The organism is Nonomuraea spiralis, from assembly GCF_014648435.1.
In the GTDB taxonomy this organism is placed as follows: domain Bacteria; phylum Actinomycetota; class Actinomycetes; order Streptosporangiales; family Streptosporangiaceae; genus Nonomuraea; species Nonomuraea spiralis.
In genome coordinates, this window is the sequence record NZ_BMRC01000022.1 from 116,331 (window position 1) to 137,207 (window position 20,877).

Here is a 20,877-nt window from a genome sequence, read left to right on the forward strand (position 1 = left end):
TGGTCCGACAGGACCACGGCAGGACGCGGGCTCACGGGTTCACCGGAGGCCGGGTGGATCAGCCCACGGAGTAGGCGCGGGTCACGGTCTGGGTGACGCCGTTGCCCGCCTTGTCGGTGACCGTCGCGCGCAGCGAGACGTACCCCGGAGTGGTGGGGTTGTCCAGCCGCGCCGTCCAGCCCGATCGGGTCGCCTGGACGCGCACCGGCCGCCACGTCCTCCCGTCGTCGGCGGACGCCTCCAGCTTGATCGAGGAGACCGCCGCCCTAGCGGCGCCGGGAGCGCGCTCGACCCGGATCGGCACGGTGGTCCGTGATCCCGGCTTGGCGCGGTTGTCGTCATCGAGGTCCTGCGGCGTGTAGCGCACGGCCATCAGCGGCAGGGGCTCGGGCTTCGCCGTACGGGCGGAGCGGAAGGTCCAGACGGCGTCTACGCCCGTGGACAGCTCCGCCTCCGGCCGCCGGGAGGAGGCGGTCAGCGTGTACGCGGTGTCCGACGACGGCAACGCGGCGGTGAGCGTGCACTGCTCGCTCCTGTAGGGGAGGCAGCCGGCGATGCCGGTCGTGGCGATCTCCTTTCCGTTCCCGGCCAGGGTGAGGGTGCCGGTCGCGGTCGCGTCCATGCCGGTACGGCCGGCGGCTCCGCTGCTGTACAGCCCGTCGGCGGGGAAGTCCAGGGTGTCGCCGGTACGGCTGCCGCCGGAGACGGCGAACGAGGGGTCGGTCACCGCGGCGTTCCAGACCTGGGTGAAGTTCCTGTCGCGTACCGGGCCGGTGCCGAGCTCGATCAGGCCGCCCGTGCTGAATTCGTCGTACCAGGCGAAACCCGGGGTGAGGTACCGCGTCAGGCGGCTAGGCAGCGGGATGTCGTCCCACGTGCTCACCCCTGCCGAAGGGACGCCGCCGGGCAGCATCGGCCCCGCGTTCAGCATGCCGGTGGCACCCGGGACGGTTGACCGGTAGGTCTCGGTCGCCTTGACCATTTCCCGGGTCCGCGCGGCGTACCCGGGGTTGTCAGGGAAGCCGTCCGTACGGTAGTCCACGAGGTCGTAGCGGTACGGGCTGGGCTTCGTGTCCTTCTTGGTCCAGACACTCTGAGCCAGGTAGGCGAACCCCGGTTGCCGCACCGGAAGCACGTAGAAACCACCGGAGAAGTTGTACGCGGTCAGCATGGTGCTCCAGGGCCCGTTGACCGCGGAGAGGGAGAACACGCGATCGGGGACGGCGGTGGGGTCGTCGACCGTGAACGTGATCCGCTTCGCCTTGCTTCCGTCGACCGTCAGCGACACGTCGGCGTCGTCGATCTCGAACGGCTGGTGCGCGAACGTCAAGGTATGGTCCCCCATACCCGAAATTTCGGTGTAGAGGTTCCAGCGTCCCTTCGGCAGCCTCATCGTGGCCACGTTGCCATGGAAGACGAGGTCGCGCTGCCTGCCGGTCGCCTGGTCGTAGACGAGGCTCCGCACCATGTCGGTGGCGGCCCCGTCCCTGCCCAGGACGGTCACCGTGACGTCGTACGACTCCGGTTCCACGTAGGCCCCGGCCGGGGTGCGGACCACCGTGTCACCGGCCGTGGCGGTGACGACACCCGGATAGTCGCCGGGGCTCCTGCCCTCGGCGTCGATGGTCACCGTGACCGACGCCTGCCCTCCCGCGGGCACCTCCAGCCGCTGCGGCGACAGCGTGAGCACGTCCGAGTCGTCCGCGAGGTCCAGGGTGACGGGCGCGGCCCCGGTGTTGGTGTACGTGATCTTCCCGGTGACCCGCCGCCCACCTGCCTGCTGCCAAGGGAACGTGGCCCACACCCCGCTGGGAGCGGCGATCACCTCCTGGGCCAGCGAGCGGAGCACGTCCACCCGCCCAGTGCCCTGCTGGTACGGCGTGGCACCGTCGGTCGGCCTGGCACTGCCGACGAGCGCCGCCTTGAGCTGCTGCCCACTCCAGTCGGGATGGCGCTGGGCGAGGATGGCCGCCGCTCCCACCATGTGAGGAGTGGCCATCGACGTGCCGCTCATCGCCACATGGGTGCCGTCGGCGGTGCCCGCCGCGGCGGCGGCCACGATGTCCACGCCAGGGGCGGTGAGGTCCGGCTTGACCGCGTGGTCGCCGATGCGCGGGCCCCTGCTGGAGAAGGCGGCCACCTGGTCAGAACGGTCCACCGCGCCGACGGTCAGCGCGGCGTCCGCGCTGCCGGGGCTGCTTACGCCGCTCTCCCCCTCGTTGCCCGCGGCCACCACGAACAGGGTGCCCGTGTCCTGAGACAGGGTGTTGACCGCCTGTTCGAGCGGGTCGAGGCCGGGTTCGTCGGGGCCGCCGAGACTCAGATTGACGATCTTGGCCTTGACCTCCTTGGCGGCCCACTCCATCCCGGCCAGGATCGCGGAGTCGGTGGGCACCGAGCCCAGCTTGCCGAAGGCGACGCGGGCTCCCGGCGCCACGCCGCGATACTTCTCGCCGGCGCCGGCGACGATCGAGGTGACGTGCGTGCCGTGCCCGACACGGTCAGTGATGTCGGGCTCGTCGGAGAAGTTCCGTGACTGGGTGACCACGTCCTTCAGGTCGGGATGCGTGGGGTCGTACCCACTGTCGAGCACGGCGACCGTGACGCCCTGTCCGGTGAATCCCCGCTGCCACGCCTCGGTCGCGCCGATCTGCTTCGTACTGCGATCCAGGGTGTACGAACGCCGGCCGTCCAGCCAGATCCTGCCCTTGCCCGCGGCCAGCGTGGACACCCCGCCGACCAGGCTCCGCCACGCCTCGCCGGCGCTCTTCTTGGCCACCCGCTGGGCCGTCATGCCCAGGCCGGTCAGCCGCCGGGTGGTCGCGGCCCCCTTCAGCGCGGGGGCCGTTCCCTCCGGCGCCTGTGTGATCAGCGGGATGTCGGCCGTGTCCGCGTCGCCGTAGCGCCACGCGAGCAATTGGGTGACATCGAACAGCCGCTCGTCCAGCACCCCCTGGGCGACCAGGGGCGCGGCGTCGGACGGGACGACGTACAGGTGCCCGTCGCGGTACCCGGAGGAGAAGTGCACCTCCCGGGCCGCGCCGGGCTCCACCCGGAAGCTCTTGCCCGTGACCACGACCCGGTCGCCGGTCAGCAGCGTCACACTGGCCGACGTACCGGGCCGTGGTTCTCCTGGACCCTCCTGGTTCGCCTGCCCGGCCGCGCCGGCCCCCGGCGTCACGCCCAGCGTGCCCGCCAGGACCGCTGCCACCAATCCCTTGCCTAACGTCATTGACCCTCGCAAGATGAGAATTCGGTCGCTTTCCTCCCTTGTTCGTCCGAAAGCCGTTTCTTCTTCCATGGCCCTGGCCGGCATCCGGCGGGATCACATGCAGGTGGCCCCTGCGCACCTGGCTGGAGCAGTCGACCTGCCTGCGGTGCCGGCCCTCACTGGGGAAGCTCGTCCGTCCAGCCCGTGGTCAGCTTGATCAGCCACCGTCCTGGAGCACGAGCTCCTCACCGCCTTCGACCGCGCCCGACCGCCGCACGCCCGGCAGCTCGGCGAGCGCCCTGAGCGCCGCCGCTCGCACGTCGGCGGGCGCGGGGGCTCCGCGCTCAGCGAGGCCAGCGGCAGGAGGGCCTTGTCGTTCTCACCGGCGCGGCGATCACCGGGTCCTCGCCCGTGCGGGCCAGGGCCCGGTAACCGCGTACTTCGGCCCGCCGGTGCGGGCTGATGACGTTCGTGGTGATGCCGTACAGCCAGGGCAATGCCTCCGCCCGGCCGGACTCGTACCGGTGGCGCGTCTCGAAGGCCCTGGTGAACGCCTCGGCCACCACGTCCTCGGCATGTTCGGGTCCAAGGCGCCGTGTGGCGTAGCGATGCAGCGCGGCGGCGTGGCGGTCGAAGAGCACGGCGAACCGCTCCGGCGTGTGCAGCGATGCTTCGATGACGGAGGCGTCGTCCTCATGATCTGCCGGACCATGACTCGCCTGCCTAGTGGCCCGCGGCCGGGTCCGCCCTGGTGAGGCCCGCGGCGACGATGTCGATGAGCAGGTCGAGGATCTTGGGGTGGTGGGCGGGGTCGCCGAGCCGTTCGCCGAACATCGGCACCAGGAGCACACACTGCAGGACGCCGATGATGACGGCGGGTTCGACGGCGACCAGTTCGCCCTGAGCCCGGTGGGCGGCGACGTACTCGACCAGGGCGGTGGAGGGGTTGTCGGACATGGCGGCGACCCGCTCGGGATCCAGCTTGCGGGCCACGGCCTGCATCTCCTCCGGATGGGTCATCAGGCGGCGCCACAGCGGGTTGTCGGCCAGCTCCTCGATGGTGGCGTGCAGGAAGCGGCGCAGCCCTTCGCGTGGGTCGTCGGTGCTCAGCAGCGCGCCGTCGATGACCCTGCGCTTGACCTCGCCCGCCTGCTGGAGCATCAACTCCAGATACAGCGCCTCCTTGGAGTCGAAGAACACGTAGAAGCTGCTCTTGGCCACTCCGGTGGGCGCCATCAGCTCCTCCAGCGAGGTCTTGCGCAGCCCTTGGCTGGTGAACAGCTTCCGTCCGGCCTCCCGGAGCAGGGCGGTGATGCGGGTCTTTTCCTCGACGGTGAACGCGGGCGGCATCGGAGGCGATCCTTCCTTCAAGCGAACAGATCGTTCATATGGTTTCACGTGTCCGTACGGACGCGGGCTCGGCCACCTGGACGGCGGCGGGCTTGGCGCGCAGCAGGGAGAAGGCGAGCACGGCGGCCGCCGTCGACAAGGCCGCGCCGATCGCCATGCCGACGGACATCGACCCGGTGAAGGCCGCCCGCGCGGCGGCGAGCAACTGCGGGTCGCCGACGGCGACCGCGCCGGCCAGCGACTCCCGAACGGCCGCAGGCGCCTGCGCCGGCAGCCGGCTCAGATACCCGGCGGTCAGGGCGCTGCCCAGCACCGCGACGCCCAGCGCGCTGCCCGCCTGGGAGATGGTGCTGTTCATGGCCGAGCCCGCGCCCGCTTCCTCGGGAGGGATCGCGCCCATCAGCGCGGTGACCGCGGCAGGGGTGGCCAGCCCGGCGCCCATGCCCATCACCACCAGCGCCGCGCCGAGCAGCGGGTAGCCGCTGCCGGGGGTCAGCGACCACAGCAAGGCGAAGCCGGCGGCCGTGATGAGCATGCCGGTCGTGACCATGGCCCGGTTGCTGAAGCGGCGTCCCAGCGTCGCCCCGGCCATGTTGAACGCCGCCGAGGCCGCCGCGAACGGCAGCAGCGCCAGGCCCGCCCGCAGCACCCCGTAGCCCACCACGAGCTGGACGTACTGGGTGAGGGCCAGCATCATGCCCGCCGCCGCGAACGCCAGCAACATCACCGAGAAGGTGCCGCCCGTGAAGTTCCGGTCGCGGAAGATGCGCAGCGGCAACATCGGCGCAGGCGTACGCAGCTCCCAGACCACGAACGCGGCCATCACCACGAGCCCGGACACCAGCACGCCGGTGGGGACCAGGCCGCCCCAGCCGTGCTCCGACGCGGCGGTGATCGCGTACACCACGGCCACCATCCCCACGGTGCACAGCACCGCGCCCACCACGTCGGTACGGCCGGCCGCACCGGTGGACTCGGGCATCAGCCACGCCGCGGCGGCGATCGCGACGGCGGCGACGGGCACGTTGACCAGGAACACCGAGCCCCACCAGAAGTGATCGAGCAGGAAGCCGCCCAGCGACGGCCCGATCAGGATGCCGGTCAACGACACGGTGCTCCAGGCGGCGATGGCCTTACGCCGCTCTTCGGCGTCGAACACGGTGACCAGGATGGACATGGTCGTCGGCATGACCAGTGATCCGCCGACCCCCATCAGCGCCCTGGCGGCGACGAGCACGCCCGGCGCGGTCGTCATGGACGCCAGCAGCGACGCGACCGCGAATACGCTCAGGCCGATGATCAGCATGCGCTTGCGGCCGTAGCGGTCGGCCAGCGCGCCCGCGGTCAGCAGCAGGCCGGCGAAGGCGAGGGTGTAGGAGCTGATGATCCACTGGATGTCCTGCGGGGAGGCGCCGAGCTCGCTCATCAGCGAGGGGATCGCCAGGTTGAGGATGGTGTTGTCGATCACCAGGACGAGCAGGCTCAGGCAGAGTGCTGCCAGGATCCACCAGCGGCGCGGATGCGCCGTCCCAGGGGTGTGCATGGCTGGTCTCTCATCTTCTTTCGGTACGGCCTTCCGGTCGCGGGTGGGAGTCATTCGGCGTTGCCGTCGGCGGCGGCCCGGCGCAGCCCTTCTTCGTAGATGGCGACGAAGCGGTCGATCTGCCACAGCTGGGAGATGAAGATCAGCGCCCAGCCGAAGACGGCCGGCCAGGCCTCGACGCGGACCAGGCCGTACACCATGATCGCGGCGCCGAGGGCGGCCATGGCGATCAGCCACCGGAGTGCGGGCCGGTGCGCCTCGGCCGCCAGCGAGTGGTCGGCGGCGTACATCTTCTCGCCGTAGATGCCCTTCTCCGCCCAGCTCCGGGGCTCGTAGACCGGCTTGAACGCGTGCGGGTTGAGCCACATCCAGATCACGCCCGCCGCGATCGGGGCCGGCGCCCACCAGCCGAGCGCGTCGCGGAAGTAGATCGGCAGCAGGATCGGCGCCAGGCCGGCCATCCGGGTCCACACACTCCAGGCGTTGGCGTGCCGCTTCCAGGAGTCGTCGTTGAGACCGAACGTCGCGGCGGCGGCCTGGGTGAGCTTCATGATTGCTCCTTCAGAGGGGGGTTCGCCGGGAACCTCCCGGCCCTGCATCCATAAAACCAGGTTGGAATTTTGTTTTCAAATTACACATAGAGGCGTCGCGGCGTGACCCCGATCGCTTCGGCGCCGTCTTCGATCGCTACTTCGCGGCCATCCACCGCTATGTCCACCTGCGCCTGGGTGAGCCGGCCGCGGACGACCTGGCCGCGGAGACCTTCCTGCGTGCCTTCCGCGACCGGAACCGCTTCGACCTCACCTGCCCCAGCGCCCGCCCCTGGCTGTACGGCATCGCCTCCAACCTGGTCGCCGAGCACCATCGCGGCGAGGCACGCAGATATCGGGCGTTAGCCAGAAGCGCCGACGCCACGGAGATCGACAGCCACGACGAACGCGTGGCGCAACGGGTCTCCGCGGCCGTGATGCAGCCGCGGCTGGCTACCGGCCTCGCCCGGCTCTCGGCCGGGGACAGGGACGTCCTGCTGCTGGTCGCCTGCGCCCAGCTCAGCTACGACGAGGTCGCCGATGCCCTCGGCATACCTCAGGGAACGGTGGGCTCACGTCTCAACCGCGCCCGCAAGAAGCTCCGCAAGATCATCGGTCCCGCCGGGGAGGCACTGTGACGAACGAACTCGAAGCGCTCAAGGCCCACCACGACAACCTGCCCGGCCCCGGGCCCGAGGTGACCGCGCGCGCATGGGTACTGGTGGCCCAAGAGGTCGATGCGGAACGGGCCGGCAGCGGCCACCGTCAGCCGGCGCGGTCACCTCAGCGGCCTGCTCGCGGTTTCCTGGGCGGCCGGCCGGCGCTGAAGGCCGGCGCGGCCCTGGGCCTCGCGGCGGCGGTGACCGCAGGAATGATCGTGGTACGCGGCGGAGACGGCTCCGCTCCGTTCGGGACCACCCCGGCCAGTGCCGCCGAGCTGCTCCAGCAGGCGGCCTCTGTCGCGGCGCGGGAGGGCCTACAGCCCGGGCCGGGGCAGTACTTCTACGTCGACCAGAAGACCGTCACGTTCGCCGGCGGCTCCGAAGGCGAGTACCGCCAGGACCTGCGGCGAGAGATCTGGATGCCCGCCGGGGATCCCGGCAGGGCCGCCCTGACACGCTCGACGTACGGGCGGACATCCGTCATCAGCGGAGGAAGCCCGAAGCACGTGCAATCGCCCGGAACAGTGGAGTACCAGCGCGCGGGGCAGTGCCCCGAGGACCCCCTGGGCCTGCCTCCGGAGGTCGCCGATCTTCCCGCCGACCCTGATCGGCTGCTGGCGAAGATCCGCCAGGACGCGGCGGCGTTCGTCCGGTCCGACCAGCTCAGGCGGGGAGAGACGACCCTGGGCCAGAACGAGATCGACATGCGGGTCGCGAAGGTCGTCGCGAGCCGGTTGCTCAAGCTGGCGGAGACCCCGCTCATCCCCTCCCGGACCAGGTCGACGGTCTTCGGCGCGCTGTCGAAGCTGCCGAACGTGACCGTCGTCCCCGACCTCACCGACACCGCCGGACGCCACGGAGTGGGCGCCTCGCTCAAGTTCGAGAGCCCCGACGGCTGGGAGCGCGGGGAGCTCATCTTCGAGCGGGCCACGTACCGGTTCCTCGGATACCGGAGCTGGATCGGCCGGCAGGAGGGCGGACAGGTCAAGGAGGTCCCGAGCGGCAGCATGGCGGTGATGACCGTGAAGGTCGTCGACTCCATGCCGGAGGTCCCGAAGGACGCCGGGAAGCCGATGTTCTGCTGACGTGCGCCCGCATCCTCTCGAGTTCGGCCCGCGGTCGACCTGGCTGATTCTCAGTCGGTGAGGTCGTCGTACCACTGAAGGGTGGCGACCTTCAGCGGGTCGGGGGCGGGACCGGCGCCAGGGCCGGGGATGACGTACAGGTCGACGGTGTCGGAGCTGTGATCGCGGGATCCGTTGACGATCCAGTCATCCTTGATCCGGCCCGCAGAGACCGGCTGGTCGAAGAAGCCGCCGTCGGGGAGGTTCCACAGCAGGCGATAGCCGACCTTCAATCCGCGTCGCCGCACTTCGGCACGCACGGTTTTGACCGTCTTGCCCTGCGTCTTGTAGCCGTTCAGGGATTCCTCCCCGGAGGGGTCGTAGGGACTGTCGTCCGCGTAGGGCTCGCCCGGCTTGGCGGGGCGGCCGATTCCGAAGACGATGCGTCCGGGGAAGTCCGAAGGCATCCAGACCTTGCCGCAGAATGCCGACGCGCAAGGTGTCACCCGCTGCACCCCCATGCTCCCGCGCCATTTGAAGCCCCCCGGCGCGATCGGGCCGAACAGCTCACCGACCTGGCCCGGCGCCACCGGAATGACCTTCACCGAGACGTTCAGCCCGACCGCGCCGAACGCCTCCTCGAAGCGCCGGCGATCAGCTGCGAGGTCGGTGATGGTGAAGCTGAAATAGCCGTCGGCCTTCTTGATGGAGACCGCCGCGTTGGCATACTCGGTCGCCGGGCCGCCAGAAGGCAGGCCGACGCCGATCGCGACGGCCACAGCCGCCGCGGTGACCGCCGAGGCCAGAACGGGCCGGCGGGCACGCCGCAGCCCAGGAGCTCCGCCTCCCAGCAACCGCGACAGCCGGGACAGCCGTCGCTGCGGAACCGGCGTCGCCATGATCTCCGCACGCAGCTCGCGCGCGCCAGGCCCCGGATCCGGCGCGTGCGGGGCAAGATCGATGGCCCTCACCAGGTTGTCGATGTCGCTCATGCTTCCCCCATCGAAATGATCGAGAACGTAGGCTGTTCCAGCCCCGCTGCCAGCCGCTTGCGTGCCCGATGCAGCCGCGTACGAGCTGCGATGGCCGTACATCCCATGACTTTGGCGATCTGCTTGCTGGTCAAGCCCTCCCAGCAGGCCAGCGCCAGCACCTCGCGATCCCTCTCGGGTAAGTCGTCGAAGGCGGCGCGGACGTGCTCAAGGTCGACCGGTGTAACCGGCCGGTCGGCGACCAGCTCCTCACGGAGACGGTCGGCGAGCACCGCTCTGCGCGAGGCGCCGCGATGCTGGTTGGCCAGTACGCGACGGGCCACGCCGTACAGCCACAACAGCGCCCGCTCCCCATCGGGCACATCGTCGATACGCCGCCAGGCGGTGAGGAACGTCTCGGAGATGACATCGGCGGTGTCGTCGGCCGAACTGATGCGGCGGGCGGCGTACTGATGAATGGCCGGATAGTACGCGTCATAGATCGCCTCGAAGCGATCTTGATGTGTCACAAAATCTCCCTGCGAAGAGGTGCCGGACACCTTGGTAAGTGTCCGGCCCGCTTCGGCGTGTTGCAGGTGACGATGAGGAGTCGCGCGCCGGTGTGAGCAACCCGACCTCGGCGAGGTCAGCGCGGGCCTGCCGCCGCCGGCGTCCACCAGTACCGCGATCACGTTTGTCTGGTGTGGCGTGGGAGCGCTGGCCGCCTTCGCCGTCGCCCCGAGCGCCTCCGCCAGCGCCTCTGCGACCGCGTCCCAGAGCGCCTGCAACGTCGAACACGAGAGGTGGTGGACCGACTCGGGCGGCGAGTACTGGGTACGGCTGAACAACTACTGCACCGCCGTCAAGACCGTCTGCGTCGACATCCCTTACTGGATCGACGCCGGCCCCAAGACCCTCCTGGGCAACCACACGACTGACTGGAACTACGGCAGCAAGAGCTGGAGCAGGCCGGGGGTCGGTATCTACTACTGCTAGTCGTCGTCGCTCAGCATGGAGCCGTGGCGGGCGCGGCCGGCGAACGTGGGATCGCGCCCGCCGGCAACCGGCGACCGGTCGCCCACCTTCACCCCGGTCCAGCCATGTGTGAGCTGGATGGAGTGGCCGTGATCGCGTGAACCAGCGCCCCGTCACGCCGATCGTGTCGGGTACGCGGTCGACCGGCCACGGTAGGCGCGGCGATACGCGACGGGCGAGGTGGAGGCGTCCCGGGACATGTGCAGGCGCAGGTTGGCGGCCGTGCCCAGCCCGCATCGGCGGGCCACCTCGTCAACGGGCAGGTCCGTGCTCTCCAGGAGCCGCCGTGCTTCGAGAAGGCGTTGCGCGGTCAGCCAGCGCAGCGGGGTGGTGCCGGTCTCGGCCACGAAGTGCCGGGCGAACGTACGAGGTGACGACTGCGCCCGGCGGGCGAGGTCCGCGACGGTGAGGGGCTCGCCCAACCGGTCCAGGGCCCAGGCGCACACGGCAGCCATCCCGCCCCCGTCCGCCGGCAACGGACGTCGCAGGAACTGCGCCTGGCCCCCCTCGCGGTGCGGCGCCACGACCAGGCGCCGCGCGACCTGGACCGCGGTCTCGGCGCCGTGGTCGGCACGTACGAGGTGGAGGCAGAGGTCGATGCCCGCCGCGAAACCGGCGCTGGTCGCGATCCTTCCGTGGTCGATGTACAGCAGGTCAGGGTCCACGTCGACCGCGGGATGCCGGGTCGCGAGCTCGGCGGCGTCCATCCAGTGCGTGGTCGCGCGCAGGCCGTCGAGAAGGCCGGCAGCGGCCAGCGCGAACGCTCCCGTACACACTGACACCACCCGAGCCCCACGCTCCGCCGCGGCGCGGAGCGCGGCGAGCACGGGTGACGGCGGGTCGTCGAGCGGGGCGTAACCCGGCACGACGACAGTGTCCGCGGTGGCGAGGGCGTCCAGTCCTTGGGAGGCGTACACGTCGAAGCCGGAGGTCGATGGCACCGGACCGGGCGACTGGGCGCAGACCGCGAAGGAGTAGTGCTCTTTGTCGCCGAAGACCTCGGCGGGGATCGACAGGTCGAACGCCACCACTTCCGGCAGCACGACGGCCACGACACGATGCATGGCAGCATTCTTGCGAACATGGGCATTGATGCCACTGGCGCCCCCGGCCGTGCCGGAGCAGGCTGACTCCATGCTGTTCTTCGACGCCACCTCCTATACCGCCGACCGACCATGGGGCGCTCACGACATCACCCAGATCGACGGGGCGACCGTACGGCTGCACTGGACCGACCAGCCCTACATCTGGCACGTCAACGACGGTCCGGAGGTATTCGTCATCCTGGACGGCGCGGTCGACATGCACTACCGACGCGACGGGGCGGAACACGTCGAACGGCTCACACCCGGCCGTATCTGCTACGCCGAACCAGGCGACGAACACGTCGCGCACCCTGTGCGGGAGGCGCGGATCCTGGTCATCGAACGCAAGGGCAGCATCTGACCTCGCACCATCAACGGCGCCGCCCACCTGCATGGATTCGCCCATGACCTGCCGTCACTCACGCGACGCACACACCTCGGCGGCCTGATCACCCCGTCCGCCGACGACCCGCCCGAAGGGGAAGCGGCCCTGGCCTGCTCGGCTTGTTCCGGGTTGATGGCACCGTCTACCGCTACCTCGATCCCGACAAGCCGGTCTCGGCCGGTGTCCCTGCTGCCGGCCTGGCCCTCGACACCCCGACGTCACCCTGACACGTCGCATGAGGGGCCGTGCTCGTCACGCCACTGCTTGGTGGCGACGCCCGCCATGACCACCGATACGACGTCTTCGGCAAGTTCCGGCGTGATGGGCAGGTGCCCGAAGAGCACGCGGTAGTACGTGGTCGACGCAAGCATGTCCAGCAGAAGATCGATGTCAGCGTCGGGTCGGATGTCACCCCGGTCGATGCCGCGACGCAGCGCTTCGACAGTGGTGGCGCGGCGCGGACGGAAGAAGGTGTCCATGAACTCCTTCTCCAGTCGGGGGTCGTCGGCGAGGTCCGCGACGAGCCCCGGCAGCGCTCTTCGGCCCACGGTGCTGGTGAAGGCCTCGCTGAGGGTGCCGATACCGGCGATGAGGTCGCAGTGGGTGCAGCCGGTGTCGGGGGTCGGCGTGGTGCCGATGGTCCGGGCCAGAGCCGACACGACCAGGTGCTGGCGGGAGCGCCAGCGGCGACGCAGCGCGGGTTTGCTCGTACCGGCGCGGGCGGCCACCGCCTCCAGCGTGAGGCTGCCGTAACCGACCTCGTTGAGGATCTCCATCACCGCTTCGGGCACGGCCTCGTCGATCCGGGTGTCCCGCGGCCTGCCGGAGGCTTGGCGGGCCCCGGCTCTTCCTCCGTCGCTCCTGGTATTGCCCATGCGCCAAGTATAGGTAGCATGCATTTACGTTCCGATACGGAACGGAACGAAACCTTCAAGGAGCCTCCTCCATGTCCCACACCTCCGCCGACGCGACGGGCAGCGACCCCGCGCACGCCCCCGAAGACGCCCCGCCCTCTCCCCCCGCAGACAACAGAGCCGGTGAGGAGGGTGTCTTCTCGGGCGCATACCGCGCGCTCACCCTCGGCGTCCTGCTGTCGGTCGGCATGGTCGCGTTCGAGTCCCTCGGGGTGGCGACCGTACTGCCCGGCATCGCGGCGGACCTCCACGGCCTGGGCGCTTACGGGTGGGGCCTGTCGGCGCTGATGCTCGCCAACATCATCGGCACCGTGCTCGCCGGGCGCGCCGCCGACCGCCGGGGCCCCTGGCGTCCGATGGCCCTGGGCATGCTCGTCTTCGCAGTGGCCTGCGCGGTGGCCGGTGCCGCACCCTCCTGGCCGCTGTTCCTGGTGGGCCGCTTCGGACAGGGCCTGGGCGTAGGAGCGGTCATGTCCATGGCCTACACCATGATCGGACTTGCCTACCCCGAGCGCCTGCGGGCCCGGATGTACGCCCTGCTGTCCTCGGCCTGGACGATCCCTTCCCTCGTCGGCCCCGCTGTCACAGGCATCCTCGCCGACCAGATCACGTGGCGCTCGGTCTTCCTGCTCATGCTGCCGATCGCCGCGGTGGCCGCGCTGCTCACCCTGCCCGGCCTGCGCCGCCTGCACCGCGTGGAAGCAGCGGCCACCGTCCCGGCCCCGGCGACTCCGTGGTGGAAGCGTCCGCTGGCCAGCGCGATCCTGCTCACCGTGGGCACCGGCGTACTGCTCCAGGCGCTGCTGCTGAAGAACCTCGTCCTGATGATCGTGCTGGCCTTGGCGGGTGTCGCCGTTGCTGTGCCCGCGCTGCGCCGGGTCACCCCGGAAGGCACCCTCAGCGCCCGGGCCGGCCTCGGTGCGGGTGTCGTCGTCCGTGGCCTGCTGTGCGGTGTCTATTTCGGCAGTGAAGCCTTCCTGCCCCTCGGGCTGCAGCAGCTGCGGGGCATGGGCACCACACTGGCCGGTCTGGGACTGTCCGCCGGAGCCATCACGTGGGTTGTCGGCGCAGGACTGCAGGCCAAGCGGGACAACGGGAAGAACGGCACGCGCACGGCTTCCACCGTGCTGGGCTTCGCCGTCCTGCTGGCGGGCGTCGTGCTGATCGCGTCGACGATCCTGACCAGCGCACTCCCCTCCTGGATCGCCCTGGTCGGATGGGCCATCGGCGGCCTCGGCATGGGTTTCGGCTTCAACGCCTCCACCACCGACACCCTGGAGCAGGCCCCGCCGGAGCAGCAGGGTGAGGCCAGCGGCGCGCTGCAGCTCGCCCAGACCCTGGCGACCGGTGTGATCGCCGGGCTCGGCGGCGCGGCCATCGCGTTCGCCCAGAACTACGGCGGCTCCACCCGCACCGCACTGCTGGGCGTCTTCGTCCTCACCGGCCTGCTCGCCGTCGCGGGCATGCTGATCGCCCGCAGGCTGCGCCCCAAGGCGGCACCGCAGGGCTGACCCCCGTAGCGCCCCGTCGGACCGCGTCACCGCGCGCCTGACGGGAGCTGCCGTATCAAAGATCGATAAGTGCGGCTGGAACAGCGATCCCTTCGGGGGCCGCTTCCCGTTTCTGTGCTCATGTGAGGCTGAGCGGGGCCGGTTCCACGTCGAGTTCTCTCATCGCCTCGGCATAGAGCCGGTAGCGTCTACGGGCCTCACCATGGCGGCGAGCTCCGGTCAGCGTTCGGACCAGGTCCAGGTGGGCCGCCTCGTCGTAGGCATCCCGTTCGAGCAGCCGAAGCAGGTAGCGAACCGCTCTGTCGGGGTCGTCGGCCTCCTCCGCGAGTGAGGCCAGTAGGCGAAGCAGGGCCTGGTGTACGGCGCGAGCCTCTTCACGAAGAGGCTCCAGCCACTCGGCATAAGGAGAGTCCTCACAGACGTCCCCGGTGTAGCGAGCTTCAGCCGCGACGAGGAGATCCTCGTCTTCGGAGGCGAGCGCCTCGGCGGCAGCGGAGAGGAACTCCTCGACGTCGGTACGGAGTCCGACCAGCTGGATGCTGTACTTGTCGGCGCGGACGAACTCCCCCGGGCCGAACTTCCGTTGTGGATCCAGGACCGAGCGCACAGTGGACAGAGCGACCGAAAGCCGGTTGGAGCAGGACGCGGGCTCCTCGCCCGGCCAAAGGATCTCCATCGCCGCCTCCCGGGCGACAGTGCGGCCGCGTTGGCACGCCAGCCAGGTCAGCAGGTCGCGCGCCTTACGGGACTGCCATTCGACAGCGCTGCCGCAGCGGCTGAGCCGTACTCCGCCCAGCACGCAGAACCGCACAGCGTCATGGTCGAGGAGCGTGGTCGCGCGGAGCAGGCCGGCGCCGGAGCTGTGCGGCCCGCGGATGCCGGCGCGGCGGAGCTCCTGCTCCGCCTCGTCGAGGCCGGAGCCGTTGAGCCGCGCCCGGGCGAAGGCGTTACGAGCGATGTCCACAGGGCTGCCGATCTGTGCCCAGGTCTCCGCTGCGGACGCCAGCAGGTCCGCTCGCTCGCCAGGGGATTCGGCCACAGTGAAGGCCGACAGTTCCAGGGCTTCCGCCATCTTGGCCCGGTCGCGGCGGCTGACGGCCGCCTCGTGGGCGGATCGGGCGTACGCGCCGGCCTTGGTCCGGTCGCCGGTCTCTGCCCAGACCCAGCCGGCGGCCAGGAGCGCGTCCACCCGACTGGAGCCGCCACCTGCCGCGACCGCGCGTTCGGCCAGTTGTACGGCCAGCGCCGGATCGTCGACCGCGTGGACACGGGCCAGTCCGGCCAGGGCTGTCTGGGTCAGATGGGCGTTCTGGAGTTGTTCGGCATGCTTCAGAGAGTTTTCGAAGCTGATTCGGGCATGCATCAGCTCTCCGCGCTCCAGATAGACCTTGCCGAGCCCCGCCAGTGGGTGGCCGAGCTTGTCGCTGCCCACCCGGCTGAAGATGTCGCGGGCCCGTCGGAAGTCGGCCAGAGCTTCGTCTAGTCTGCCCAGGCCCATGAGTGCCTCGGCACGGTTGTGCAGGGCGATCGCGGTTTGGACGGGGGCCCCGACCAGGTCCGCTCGCTGTGCTGAGAGGTCCGAGTCGGCGATGGCCTCTTCGTAGCGGGCCTCCTCCGCGCGGCTCGCGGCGCGGTTGGCCAGGACGCGGGCGGACAACAACAGGTCTCCTGAGCTCTCCGCGGCGGCGAGAGCGAGGGCGCTGTGCCGTTCGCTTCCGGCCCCGTCGCCGGCGTCGTGGGTGACCATGGCCAGCGCGGTGTGGGCGCAGGCGGCAGCGCGTTCGTCCTGGCAGAGGGTGGCCATCGCCAGGGCTTGTTCGGCCAGCTGGGTCGCCTCCACGCTTTCGCCGACCAACCAGCGAGCGCTGGCGGACCAGGCGAGCAACATCGCCCGGTCGGAGGAGGGCAACGGAAACGCCGAGCTGTCGAAGCCGCCGGCCAGCTCAAAAGTCGACAACGCCGCCTTGTAGTCCCCCCGCTGGTAATAGATCATCCCCATCCGCCAAGCCACCGCGGGGTCAGTGGCATCGACATGGCGAAGGCACTCCAGCGCACCGGCCCAGTCCCCCTGGACCTGGCGGGCCTGCCCCTCGGCCAGATCCACGGCACACGTCCGCGACTTCTCCGGTACGGCGACGCAAGCCCGTACGAGCTCAGCCGCGTGCCCCTCGGCAAGCAGCGATGCATGCCACCTTTCGATCATCGCCACCCGATGGCCGGGCTCGTCACAAACCGCCAGCGCCTCCCGGACAAACCCATGCGACTCATACCAATGGGCCGCCACCGGCACCCGGCCGACATCACCCATGAACTCCCGGGCCAAGGTCGACACCACATAACCTTGATCGCAGGGCGTGATCAGGATGTGCTGAGCGGCCAGAGCGCGGAGCTCCTCGCGGGAGACGCTGATCCCCATCGCCTGGCACAGCTCGTCAGTGAACCACGGCAGCCGAGCGGTCGTGCGGAGGAATTCCTCGTGCTCATCCTTCACCACCTCCTCGACCAGATAGTCGAACAGCGGCGTGGCAGCGATCCGCTTGGAACGGTCCGACAAGGGCAGGCCGCTCAGCCAGCTCAGCGTGAGCCGTACGGCGACCGGCCACCCCTTGGTGAGCTCGTGAACCTCCTCCGCCAGGTCGTCCGACCCCAGAACGATCGAGGAGAGTGAACGAGTCTCGGCGGGAGTGAAGGCCAGCTGTTCCGCCGACACCTGGAAGACATGGCCCAGGCCGCGCAGGCGTTGGATCGGGAAGGGCACCGCGGAGCGTGAGATCAACACCAGGTGAAGGTCGTCGCCGCCGTGGTGACAGAACTCTTCGAGCAGGCGCGCCCCAGGGGTGCCCGGCTCGATCCGCTCCACCTCGTCGATGACGAGGATGATCGGCCGGGAGACGGCGGCGGCCAGCTCGGTGGCGAGTCCGGCGGTGCGGATCCATCCGGCCGGCGCGCCCAGGGCCTGGCAGCTCTCTTCGATCAGGGTGGCGTCGTCAGCCCAGGTCAGCCACGCCACCGGATGATCAGGCCGGGCCCGCGTCCAGCCGCGTACGGCCGAGGTTTTACCGCCGCCCGGGCCCGCGGTCACCACGGTGAGCCGGTGTCGCGGGACCTGATCGAAAAGGGCGGTGAGTTGTTCTCGTGGCAGCAGAGGCTCGGTCGCCGTCACAGCGAGAAGTATCTGCCGAGCTGAACTTTAAGGCAACTGAAAGGACCGTTCCTACCGTCGTTCTCAGTCCCGAACAGCGAGGAGAAGATCGTGAGAGTCATCCCAGCCCTGCTCGCGGCGAGCGCCGGCGTCCTCCTGCTCAACGCCCCGGCCACCGCCACGACGAAGGCCATGAGCGAGCCCACAGCGGAAGAACTGAGGGCGGCGCCGATCGCCGAAGAGGCGGAGACCGAGGTCAAGCTCGCGATGCTCCGCTACGACAACGGGCTGACCGTGGAGTTCAACGACAGCCGGCCCTCCGGCGACGTGGGCATCGTCCAGACCGCCTTCATCGGCCGCTCCGGCCTGTTCGCCCGCGACAGTGGCGACAGCTTTCTCGAGACCTACCTGAAGATCACCCCGGTCTCGGTCGCGGTCCCGCAGCGGCTGGTGGAGGCCCATGGCACCAAGCCCCTGCCGGCTGAGCTGCGGCGCCGGACGGTCACCAAGGAACCGGTGGAGGTCGACGGCCTCGCCACCCCCGCGGTCCCGACCATGTCCGGCGCGGTCAACTGCAACAAGACCTACTACCCCTGGTACCACTGGCGTGACGTGGGCCACCCCGGCATGCTGCCCAGGGACTCCTACTCCTCCAGCTACGGCGGCAAGTACGTGAAGGCCGACAGCTGGCTCGTCAATTGTCTTTCGGCCGGCAACCCGCCCCAGATCGCCGCCCACCATCGGCTCTTCTACTTCAACAACTTCCTCAGCAAGTGGGCGGAGCAGAGTGACACCCTGGTGTACCCGGGGCAGGAGCAGCACGTCGAAAAGGGCATCGTCAACCGCTACCGCAGGATCATCCAGGACGACACCTGGGGCTCCGACCCTGGCTACCTTTCCTGCACGTACACGCGCGAGGGCCGCTTCCACGACTGAGCCCTGCCGATGCCGATCCACCACGAACGAGACAGGCACCCGCTCCCAGGTATGGATGGGCCGAGCGAATCGTATTTCGATGGTGAAGCTACCTGGCGGGACGTGTGTCAGTCTCCGAAGTCGTCTTCCCGGAGAACCGGGGCCGGCGCAAGTTTCAGGCGCACGGTCACCGTCAGCCCGCCTTCTTCGCGTGGTTCGGCCACCACCGTGCCTCCATGGGCTCGGGCGGTGGCACGCACGATGGACAGGCCCAGCCCGGTGCCGCGGTCGGAGCGCACCCGGTCGGCTCGCAGGCGGCGGAACGGCTCAAAGATCGTTTCCAGGTCGTAGGCGGGCACGACCGGGCCGCTGTTGGCCACGGACAGCTCCGCTTCGCCGTCGCTCAGCCTGGTCGTCACCCAGACCTCGCCGCCCTGGAAGTTGTGCCTGATGGCGTTCTCCACGAGATTCTGCGCCAGCCGTTCGAGCAGGACGGGATCGCCCTTGCTCGGCGCGGGCGCCAGCGCCTGGTGCAGGACGATGCTCTTGGCGTCGGCCTCCTCGCCGGCGTGGTCGACAACGTGGGAGGCGACCTCGGACAGGTCCACGGGCTGATGGCGTTCCAGGACGGGCCTGTCGCTCTCGGCCAGCGCGAGCAGGCCGTCGATGAGACGCTCGTGCCGGGTGTTGACGACCAGCAGTGATTCGCCGAGCCGCTGGGCGTCAGGGGTGGCGTCGGGCCTGCGCAGAGCCACGTCCACCAGCGTCCGGTTGATCGCCAGGGGGGTGCGCAGCTCGTGCGAGGCGTTGGCGATGAACCGTTGCTGCACGTCGAAGGCGTGCGCCAGGCGGGCGAGCATCAGATCGAAGGTGTCGGCCAGGTCCTTCACGTCATGGTTGGAGCCGGCGTAGGCGATGCGCTCGGCGAGGTTGTGGCCGTGGGCGACCCGCCGCGCGGTGTCGGTGACCTGGTAGAGGGGCTTGAGGACGCGCCCGCTCACCACCCAGCCCGCAATCGTGGCGAGTGCCCCCAGCAGGACGACGACCAGCCCGGCCTGGAGGAGGAAGCGGGTCATCGTCGCCTGCTCGTAGTTCTGCTGGGCGTTGAGCACGTCCCGCTTGGAGACCTTGACCAGCACCACCTTTCCGCTCGGTTCCAGGACGGCGTGGCTGGGCAGGAACTCGGGGGCGGCCTGCAGCCTGAGGCGGGTGTCGTCCAGGATTCCCCGGACGATCAGGAAGCTGACGCCCAGCACCAGCAGGCCTGCGATGAAGAAGATTCCGCTGTACAGCAGCGTGAGCCGCAGGCGGACGGACAGCTTCACGGGATCCGGTACCCCACTCCCTGGACGGTCTCGATGACCTGAGGCTCGCCCAGCTTGCGGCGCAGGCGCATCATCGTCACCCGCACGGTGTTGGTGAAGGGGTCGGCGTTCTCGTCCCAGGCCTTCTCCAGCAGTTCCTCTGCGGATACGACGGTGCCACCTGCCTTCAGCAGCTCGGCGAGCACGGCGAACTCCTTGCGGGCCATCGCGACGTGGCGCCCGTCGCGGTAGACCTCGCGGCGGGCCTGGTCGAGCCGGATCCCCGAGCGTTCCAGCTGCGGCGGGGCGGCGCGCGAGGCGCGGCGGCCCAGTGCGTGGATGCGGGCCAGCAGCTCATCGAAGGCGAACGGCTTGATGAGGTAGTCGTCGGCGCCCAGCGACAGCCCCGAGACCCTGGACGGTACGTCCGCGGCGGCAGTGAGCATGAGAACGCGCACAGCGCATTCCGATCCGACCACTGTCCTGGCGACGTCGTCACCGTGCACGCCAGGCAGGTCGCGGTCCAGGACGAGCACGTCATAGTCGTGGACGCCGAGCCGTTCGAGCGCGCTCTCCCCGTCATAGGCGACATCCACGGCCATCGCCTCGGCACGCAGCCCTTCGGCGATCGAATCCGCGAGCATCTCCTCGTCCTCGACGATCAACACGCGCAAGAGAGTCCCTCTTTCATCTGGAGCTGCCAAACCTGCCGAATGCGGCATAACCCCGACATAACACGATTGTGTAACTGCGATGTTAGGGCGATCTGGATCTACTCAACTCGCATTCACCGTCAGCCGGATCGAGGGGATCCATGAAGAAGCTCACCGCCCTGCTCCTGCTCGCCTTGGCCACCGCGTGTTCCGGAGGCGGCACGCAGGCCTCACCCCAGGCCCAGCAGTCGCTCTACGCCTCCGATGCCGAGGTGAAGTTCGCCCAGTGCGTACGCGACAACGGCGTCGACGACTTTCCGGACACCGTCGGCGATGAGGGCTACACCATCAAGGACCTCGCCGCTTTCGACAAGGCCCAGCAGACCTGCGCCAAGTGGCGGGAGGCCGGGGGGCTGGCCAAGAAGGTCGACGCCGCCTACATCGACGCCGTGACCAAGTTCGCCAAGTGCATGCGAGAGCGCGGCATGCAGGTTCACGACCCCGACCCCAAGACCGGCAACTACCAGGTCAACGTCAACGACAAGGACCGCGCGGCCTTCGAGAAGGCGCAGAACGAGTGCCGTCACCTGCTGCCTCGATGA

19 protein-coding genes are annotated in these 20,877 nt (G+C 69.7%); 7 read left to right on the forward strand and 12 right to left on the reverse strand.

From position 1 onward, the window contains the following. Positions 1–58: 58 nt before the first annotated feature. The 5 genes from IEZ27_RS38935 to IEZ27_RS38955 form a co-directional block, all read right to left on the reverse strand. On the reverse strand, positions 59–3,211 hold the full coding sequence (locus IEZ27_RS38935; RefSeq protein ID WP_189651857.1) for a S8 family serine peptidase: 3,153 nt from the start codon (positions 3,209–3,211) through the stop codon (positions 59–61). Between the two features lie 344 nt (positions 3,212–3,555). Further along, on the reverse strand, positions 3,556–3,852 hold the full coding sequence (locus tag IEZ27_RS38940; RefSeq protein WP_229824742.1) for an RNA polymerase sigma factor: 297 nt from the start codon (positions 3,850–3,852) through the stop codon (positions 3,556–3,558). Positions 3,853–3,934: 82 nt separating this feature from the next. Continuing rightward, positions 3,935–4,561 (reverse strand): TetR/AcrR family transcriptional regulator, encoded by a 627-nt coding sequence (locus tag IEZ27_RS38945; protein ID WP_189651858.1) that lies wholly within the window; start codon positions 4,559–4,561, stop codon positions 3,935–3,937. Positions 4,562–4,595: 34 nt separating this feature from the next. Next, positions 4,596–6,104: an MFS transporter gene (locus IEZ27_RS38950; protein ID WP_189651859.1), complete on the reverse strand. Its 1,509-nt coding sequence runs from the start codon at positions 6,102–6,104 to the stop codon at positions 4,596–4,598. Between the two features lie 50 nt (positions 6,105–6,154). Continuing rightward, positions 6,155–6,655 carry a DUF6653 family protein gene (locus IEZ27_RS38955; protein ID WP_125643581.1) on the reverse strand — a complete coding sequence of 167 codons (501 nt, stop codon included), beginning with the start codon at positions 6,653–6,655 and terminating at the stop codon, positions 6,155–6,157. Positions 6,656–6,657: 2 nt separating this feature from the next. Between IEZ27_RS38955 and IEZ27_RS38960 the strand changes: the two genes are divergently transcribed. Continuing rightward, entirely contained in the window at positions 6,658–7,272 is a 615-nt protein-coding gene (locus IEZ27_RS38960) for an RNA polymerase sigma factor (protein WP_229824743.1), read from the forward strand. Beyond that, the gene (locus tag IEZ27_RS38965; RefSeq protein WP_189651860.1) at positions 7,269–8,381 is read left to right on the forward strand and encodes a CU044_5270 family protein; all 1,113 of its coding nucleotides are present in this window, start codon (positions 7,269–7,271) and stop codon (positions 8,379–8,381) included. Before IEZ27_RS38960 ends, IEZ27_RS38965 begins: the two co-directional genes overlap by 4 nt. A 50-nt stretch (positions 8,382–8,431) precedes the next feature. On the opposite strand, the gene IEZ27_RS38970 is transcribed toward IEZ27_RS38965, so the two are convergent. Further along, complete coding sequence (locus tag IEZ27_RS38970; RefSeq protein ID WP_189651861.1) at positions 8,432–9,352, reverse strand: hypothetical protein; 921 nt, start codon at positions 9,350–9,352, stop codon at positions 8,432–8,434. Next, complete coding sequence (locus tag IEZ27_RS38975) at positions 9,349–9,861, reverse strand: RNA polymerase sigma factor (RefSeq protein ID WP_189651895.1); 513 nt, start codon at positions 9,859–9,861, stop codon at positions 9,349–9,351. The genes IEZ27_RS38970 and IEZ27_RS38975 overlap by 4 nt, the downstream gene beginning before the upstream one ends. A 178-nt stretch (positions 9,862–10,039) precedes the next feature. Here IEZ27_RS38975 and IEZ27_RS38980 point away from each other — a divergent pair, with 178 nt between their 5' ends. Beyond that, positions 10,040–10,327: a hypothetical protein gene (locus IEZ27_RS38980; RefSeq protein ID WP_189651862.1), complete on the forward strand. Its 288-nt coding sequence runs from the start codon at positions 10,040–10,042 to the stop codon at positions 10,325–10,327. Positions 10,328–10,479: 152 nt separating this feature from the next. On the opposite strand, the gene IEZ27_RS38985 is transcribed toward IEZ27_RS38980, so the two are convergent. Next, positions 10,480–11,430, reverse strand: coding sequence for a helix-turn-helix domain-containing protein (locus IEZ27_RS38985; RefSeq protein ID WP_189651863.1), 951 nt, complete (start codon positions 11,428–11,430; stop codon positions 10,480–10,482). A 28-nt stretch (positions 11,431–11,458) separates the two neighbouring features. On the opposite strand from IEZ27_RS38985, the gene IEZ27_RS38990 reads away from it, so the two are divergent. Further along, positions 11,459–11,812, forward strand: coding sequence for a cupin domain-containing protein (locus tag IEZ27_RS38990; RefSeq protein WP_229824744.1), 354 nt, complete (start codon positions 11,459–11,461; stop codon positions 11,810–11,812). A gap of 242 nt (positions 11,813–12,054) precedes the next feature. Here IEZ27_RS38990 and IEZ27_RS38995 read toward each other — a convergent pair whose 3' ends face one another. Next, positions 12,055–12,627, reverse strand: coding sequence for a TetR/AcrR family transcriptional regulator (locus IEZ27_RS38995; protein WP_229824745.1), 573 nt, complete (start codon positions 12,625–12,627; stop codon positions 12,055–12,057). Between the two features lie 155 nt (positions 12,628–12,782). Between IEZ27_RS38995 and IEZ27_RS39000 the strand changes: the two genes are divergently transcribed. After that, complete coding sequence (locus tag IEZ27_RS39000) at positions 12,783–14,261, forward strand: MFS transporter (protein ID WP_189651865.1); 1,479 nt, start codon at positions 12,783–12,785, stop codon at positions 14,259–14,261. Positions 14,262–14,379: 118 nt separating this feature from the next. On the opposite strand, the gene IEZ27_RS39005 is transcribed toward IEZ27_RS39000, so the two are convergent. After that, entirely contained in the window at positions 14,380–17,424 is a 3,045-nt protein-coding gene (locus tag IEZ27_RS39005; RefSeq protein ID WP_189651866.1) for a tetratricopeptide repeat protein, read from the reverse strand. 90 nt (positions 17,425–17,514) lie between these two features. Here IEZ27_RS39005 and IEZ27_RS39010 point away from each other — a divergent pair, with 90 nt between their 5' ends. Next, positions 17,515–18,339 carry a hypothetical protein gene (locus tag IEZ27_RS39010; protein ID WP_189651867.1) on the forward strand — a complete coding sequence of 275 codons (825 nt, stop codon included), beginning with the start codon at positions 17,515–17,517 and terminating at the stop codon, positions 18,337–18,339. A 107-nt stretch (positions 18,340–18,446) separates the two neighbouring features. Here the strand turns inward: IEZ27_RS39010 and IEZ27_RS39015 are convergent, their stop codons facing one another. Both IEZ27_RS39015 and IEZ27_RS39020 read right to left on the reverse strand, forming a co-directional pair. Beyond that, a complete protein-coding gene (locus IEZ27_RS39015) occupies positions 18,447–19,643 on the reverse strand; it encodes a sensor histidine kinase (protein WP_189651868.1) in 1,197 nt (398 codons plus the stop codon). Further along, positions 19,640–20,296 (reverse strand): response regulator transcription factor, encoded by a 657-nt coding sequence (locus tag IEZ27_RS39020; protein ID WP_189651869.1) that lies wholly within the window; start codon positions 20,294–20,296, stop codon positions 19,640–19,642. The genes IEZ27_RS39015 and IEZ27_RS39020 overlap by 4 nt, the downstream gene beginning before the upstream one ends. 140 nt (positions 20,297–20,436) lie before the next feature. On the opposite strand from IEZ27_RS39020, the gene IEZ27_RS39025 reads away from it, so the two are divergent. Then, positions 20,437–20,877, forward strand: coding sequence for a hypothetical protein (locus IEZ27_RS39025; RefSeq protein ID WP_189651870.1), 441 nt, complete (start codon positions 20,437–20,439; stop codon positions 20,875–20,877).

What these genes read in the sequence shown, in the direction of transcription:
- IEZ27_RS38945 (WP_189651858.1), bottom strand. Translation starts at nt 4,561, where the DNA reads ATGCCGCCCGCGTTCACCGTCGAGGAAAAGACCCGCATCACCGCCCTG.
- IEZ27_RS38950 (WP_189651859.1), bottom strand. Translation starts at nt 6,104, where the DNA reads ATGCACACCCCTGGGACGGCGCATCCGCGCCGCTGGTGGATCCTGGCA.
- IEZ27_RS38955 (WP_125643581.1), bottom strand. Translation starts at nt 6,655, where the DNA reads ATGAAGCTCACCCAGGCCGCCGCCGCGACGTTCGGTCTCAACGACGAC.
- IEZ27_RS38970 (WP_189651861.1), bottom strand. Translation starts at nt 9,352, where the DNA reads ATGAGCGACATCGACAACCTGGTGAGGGCCATCGATCTTGCCCCGCAC.
- IEZ27_RS38985 (WP_189651863.1), bottom strand. Translation starts at nt 11,430, where the DNA reads ATGCATCGTGTCGTGGCCGTCGTGCTGCCGGAAGTGGTGGCGTTCGAC.
- IEZ27_RS38990 (WP_229824744.1), top strand. Translation starts at nt 11,459, where the DNA reads ATGCCACTGGCGCCCCCGGCCGTGCCGGAGCAGGCTGACTCCATGCTG.
- IEZ27_RS39000 (WP_189651865.1), top strand. Translation starts at nt 12,783, where the DNA reads ATGTCCCACACCTCCGCCGACGCGACGGGCAGCGACCCCGCGCACGCC.
- IEZ27_RS39025 (WP_189651870.1), top strand. Translation starts at nt 20,437, where the DNA reads ATGAAGAAGCTCACCGCCCTGCTCCTGCTCGCCTTGGCCACCGCGTGT.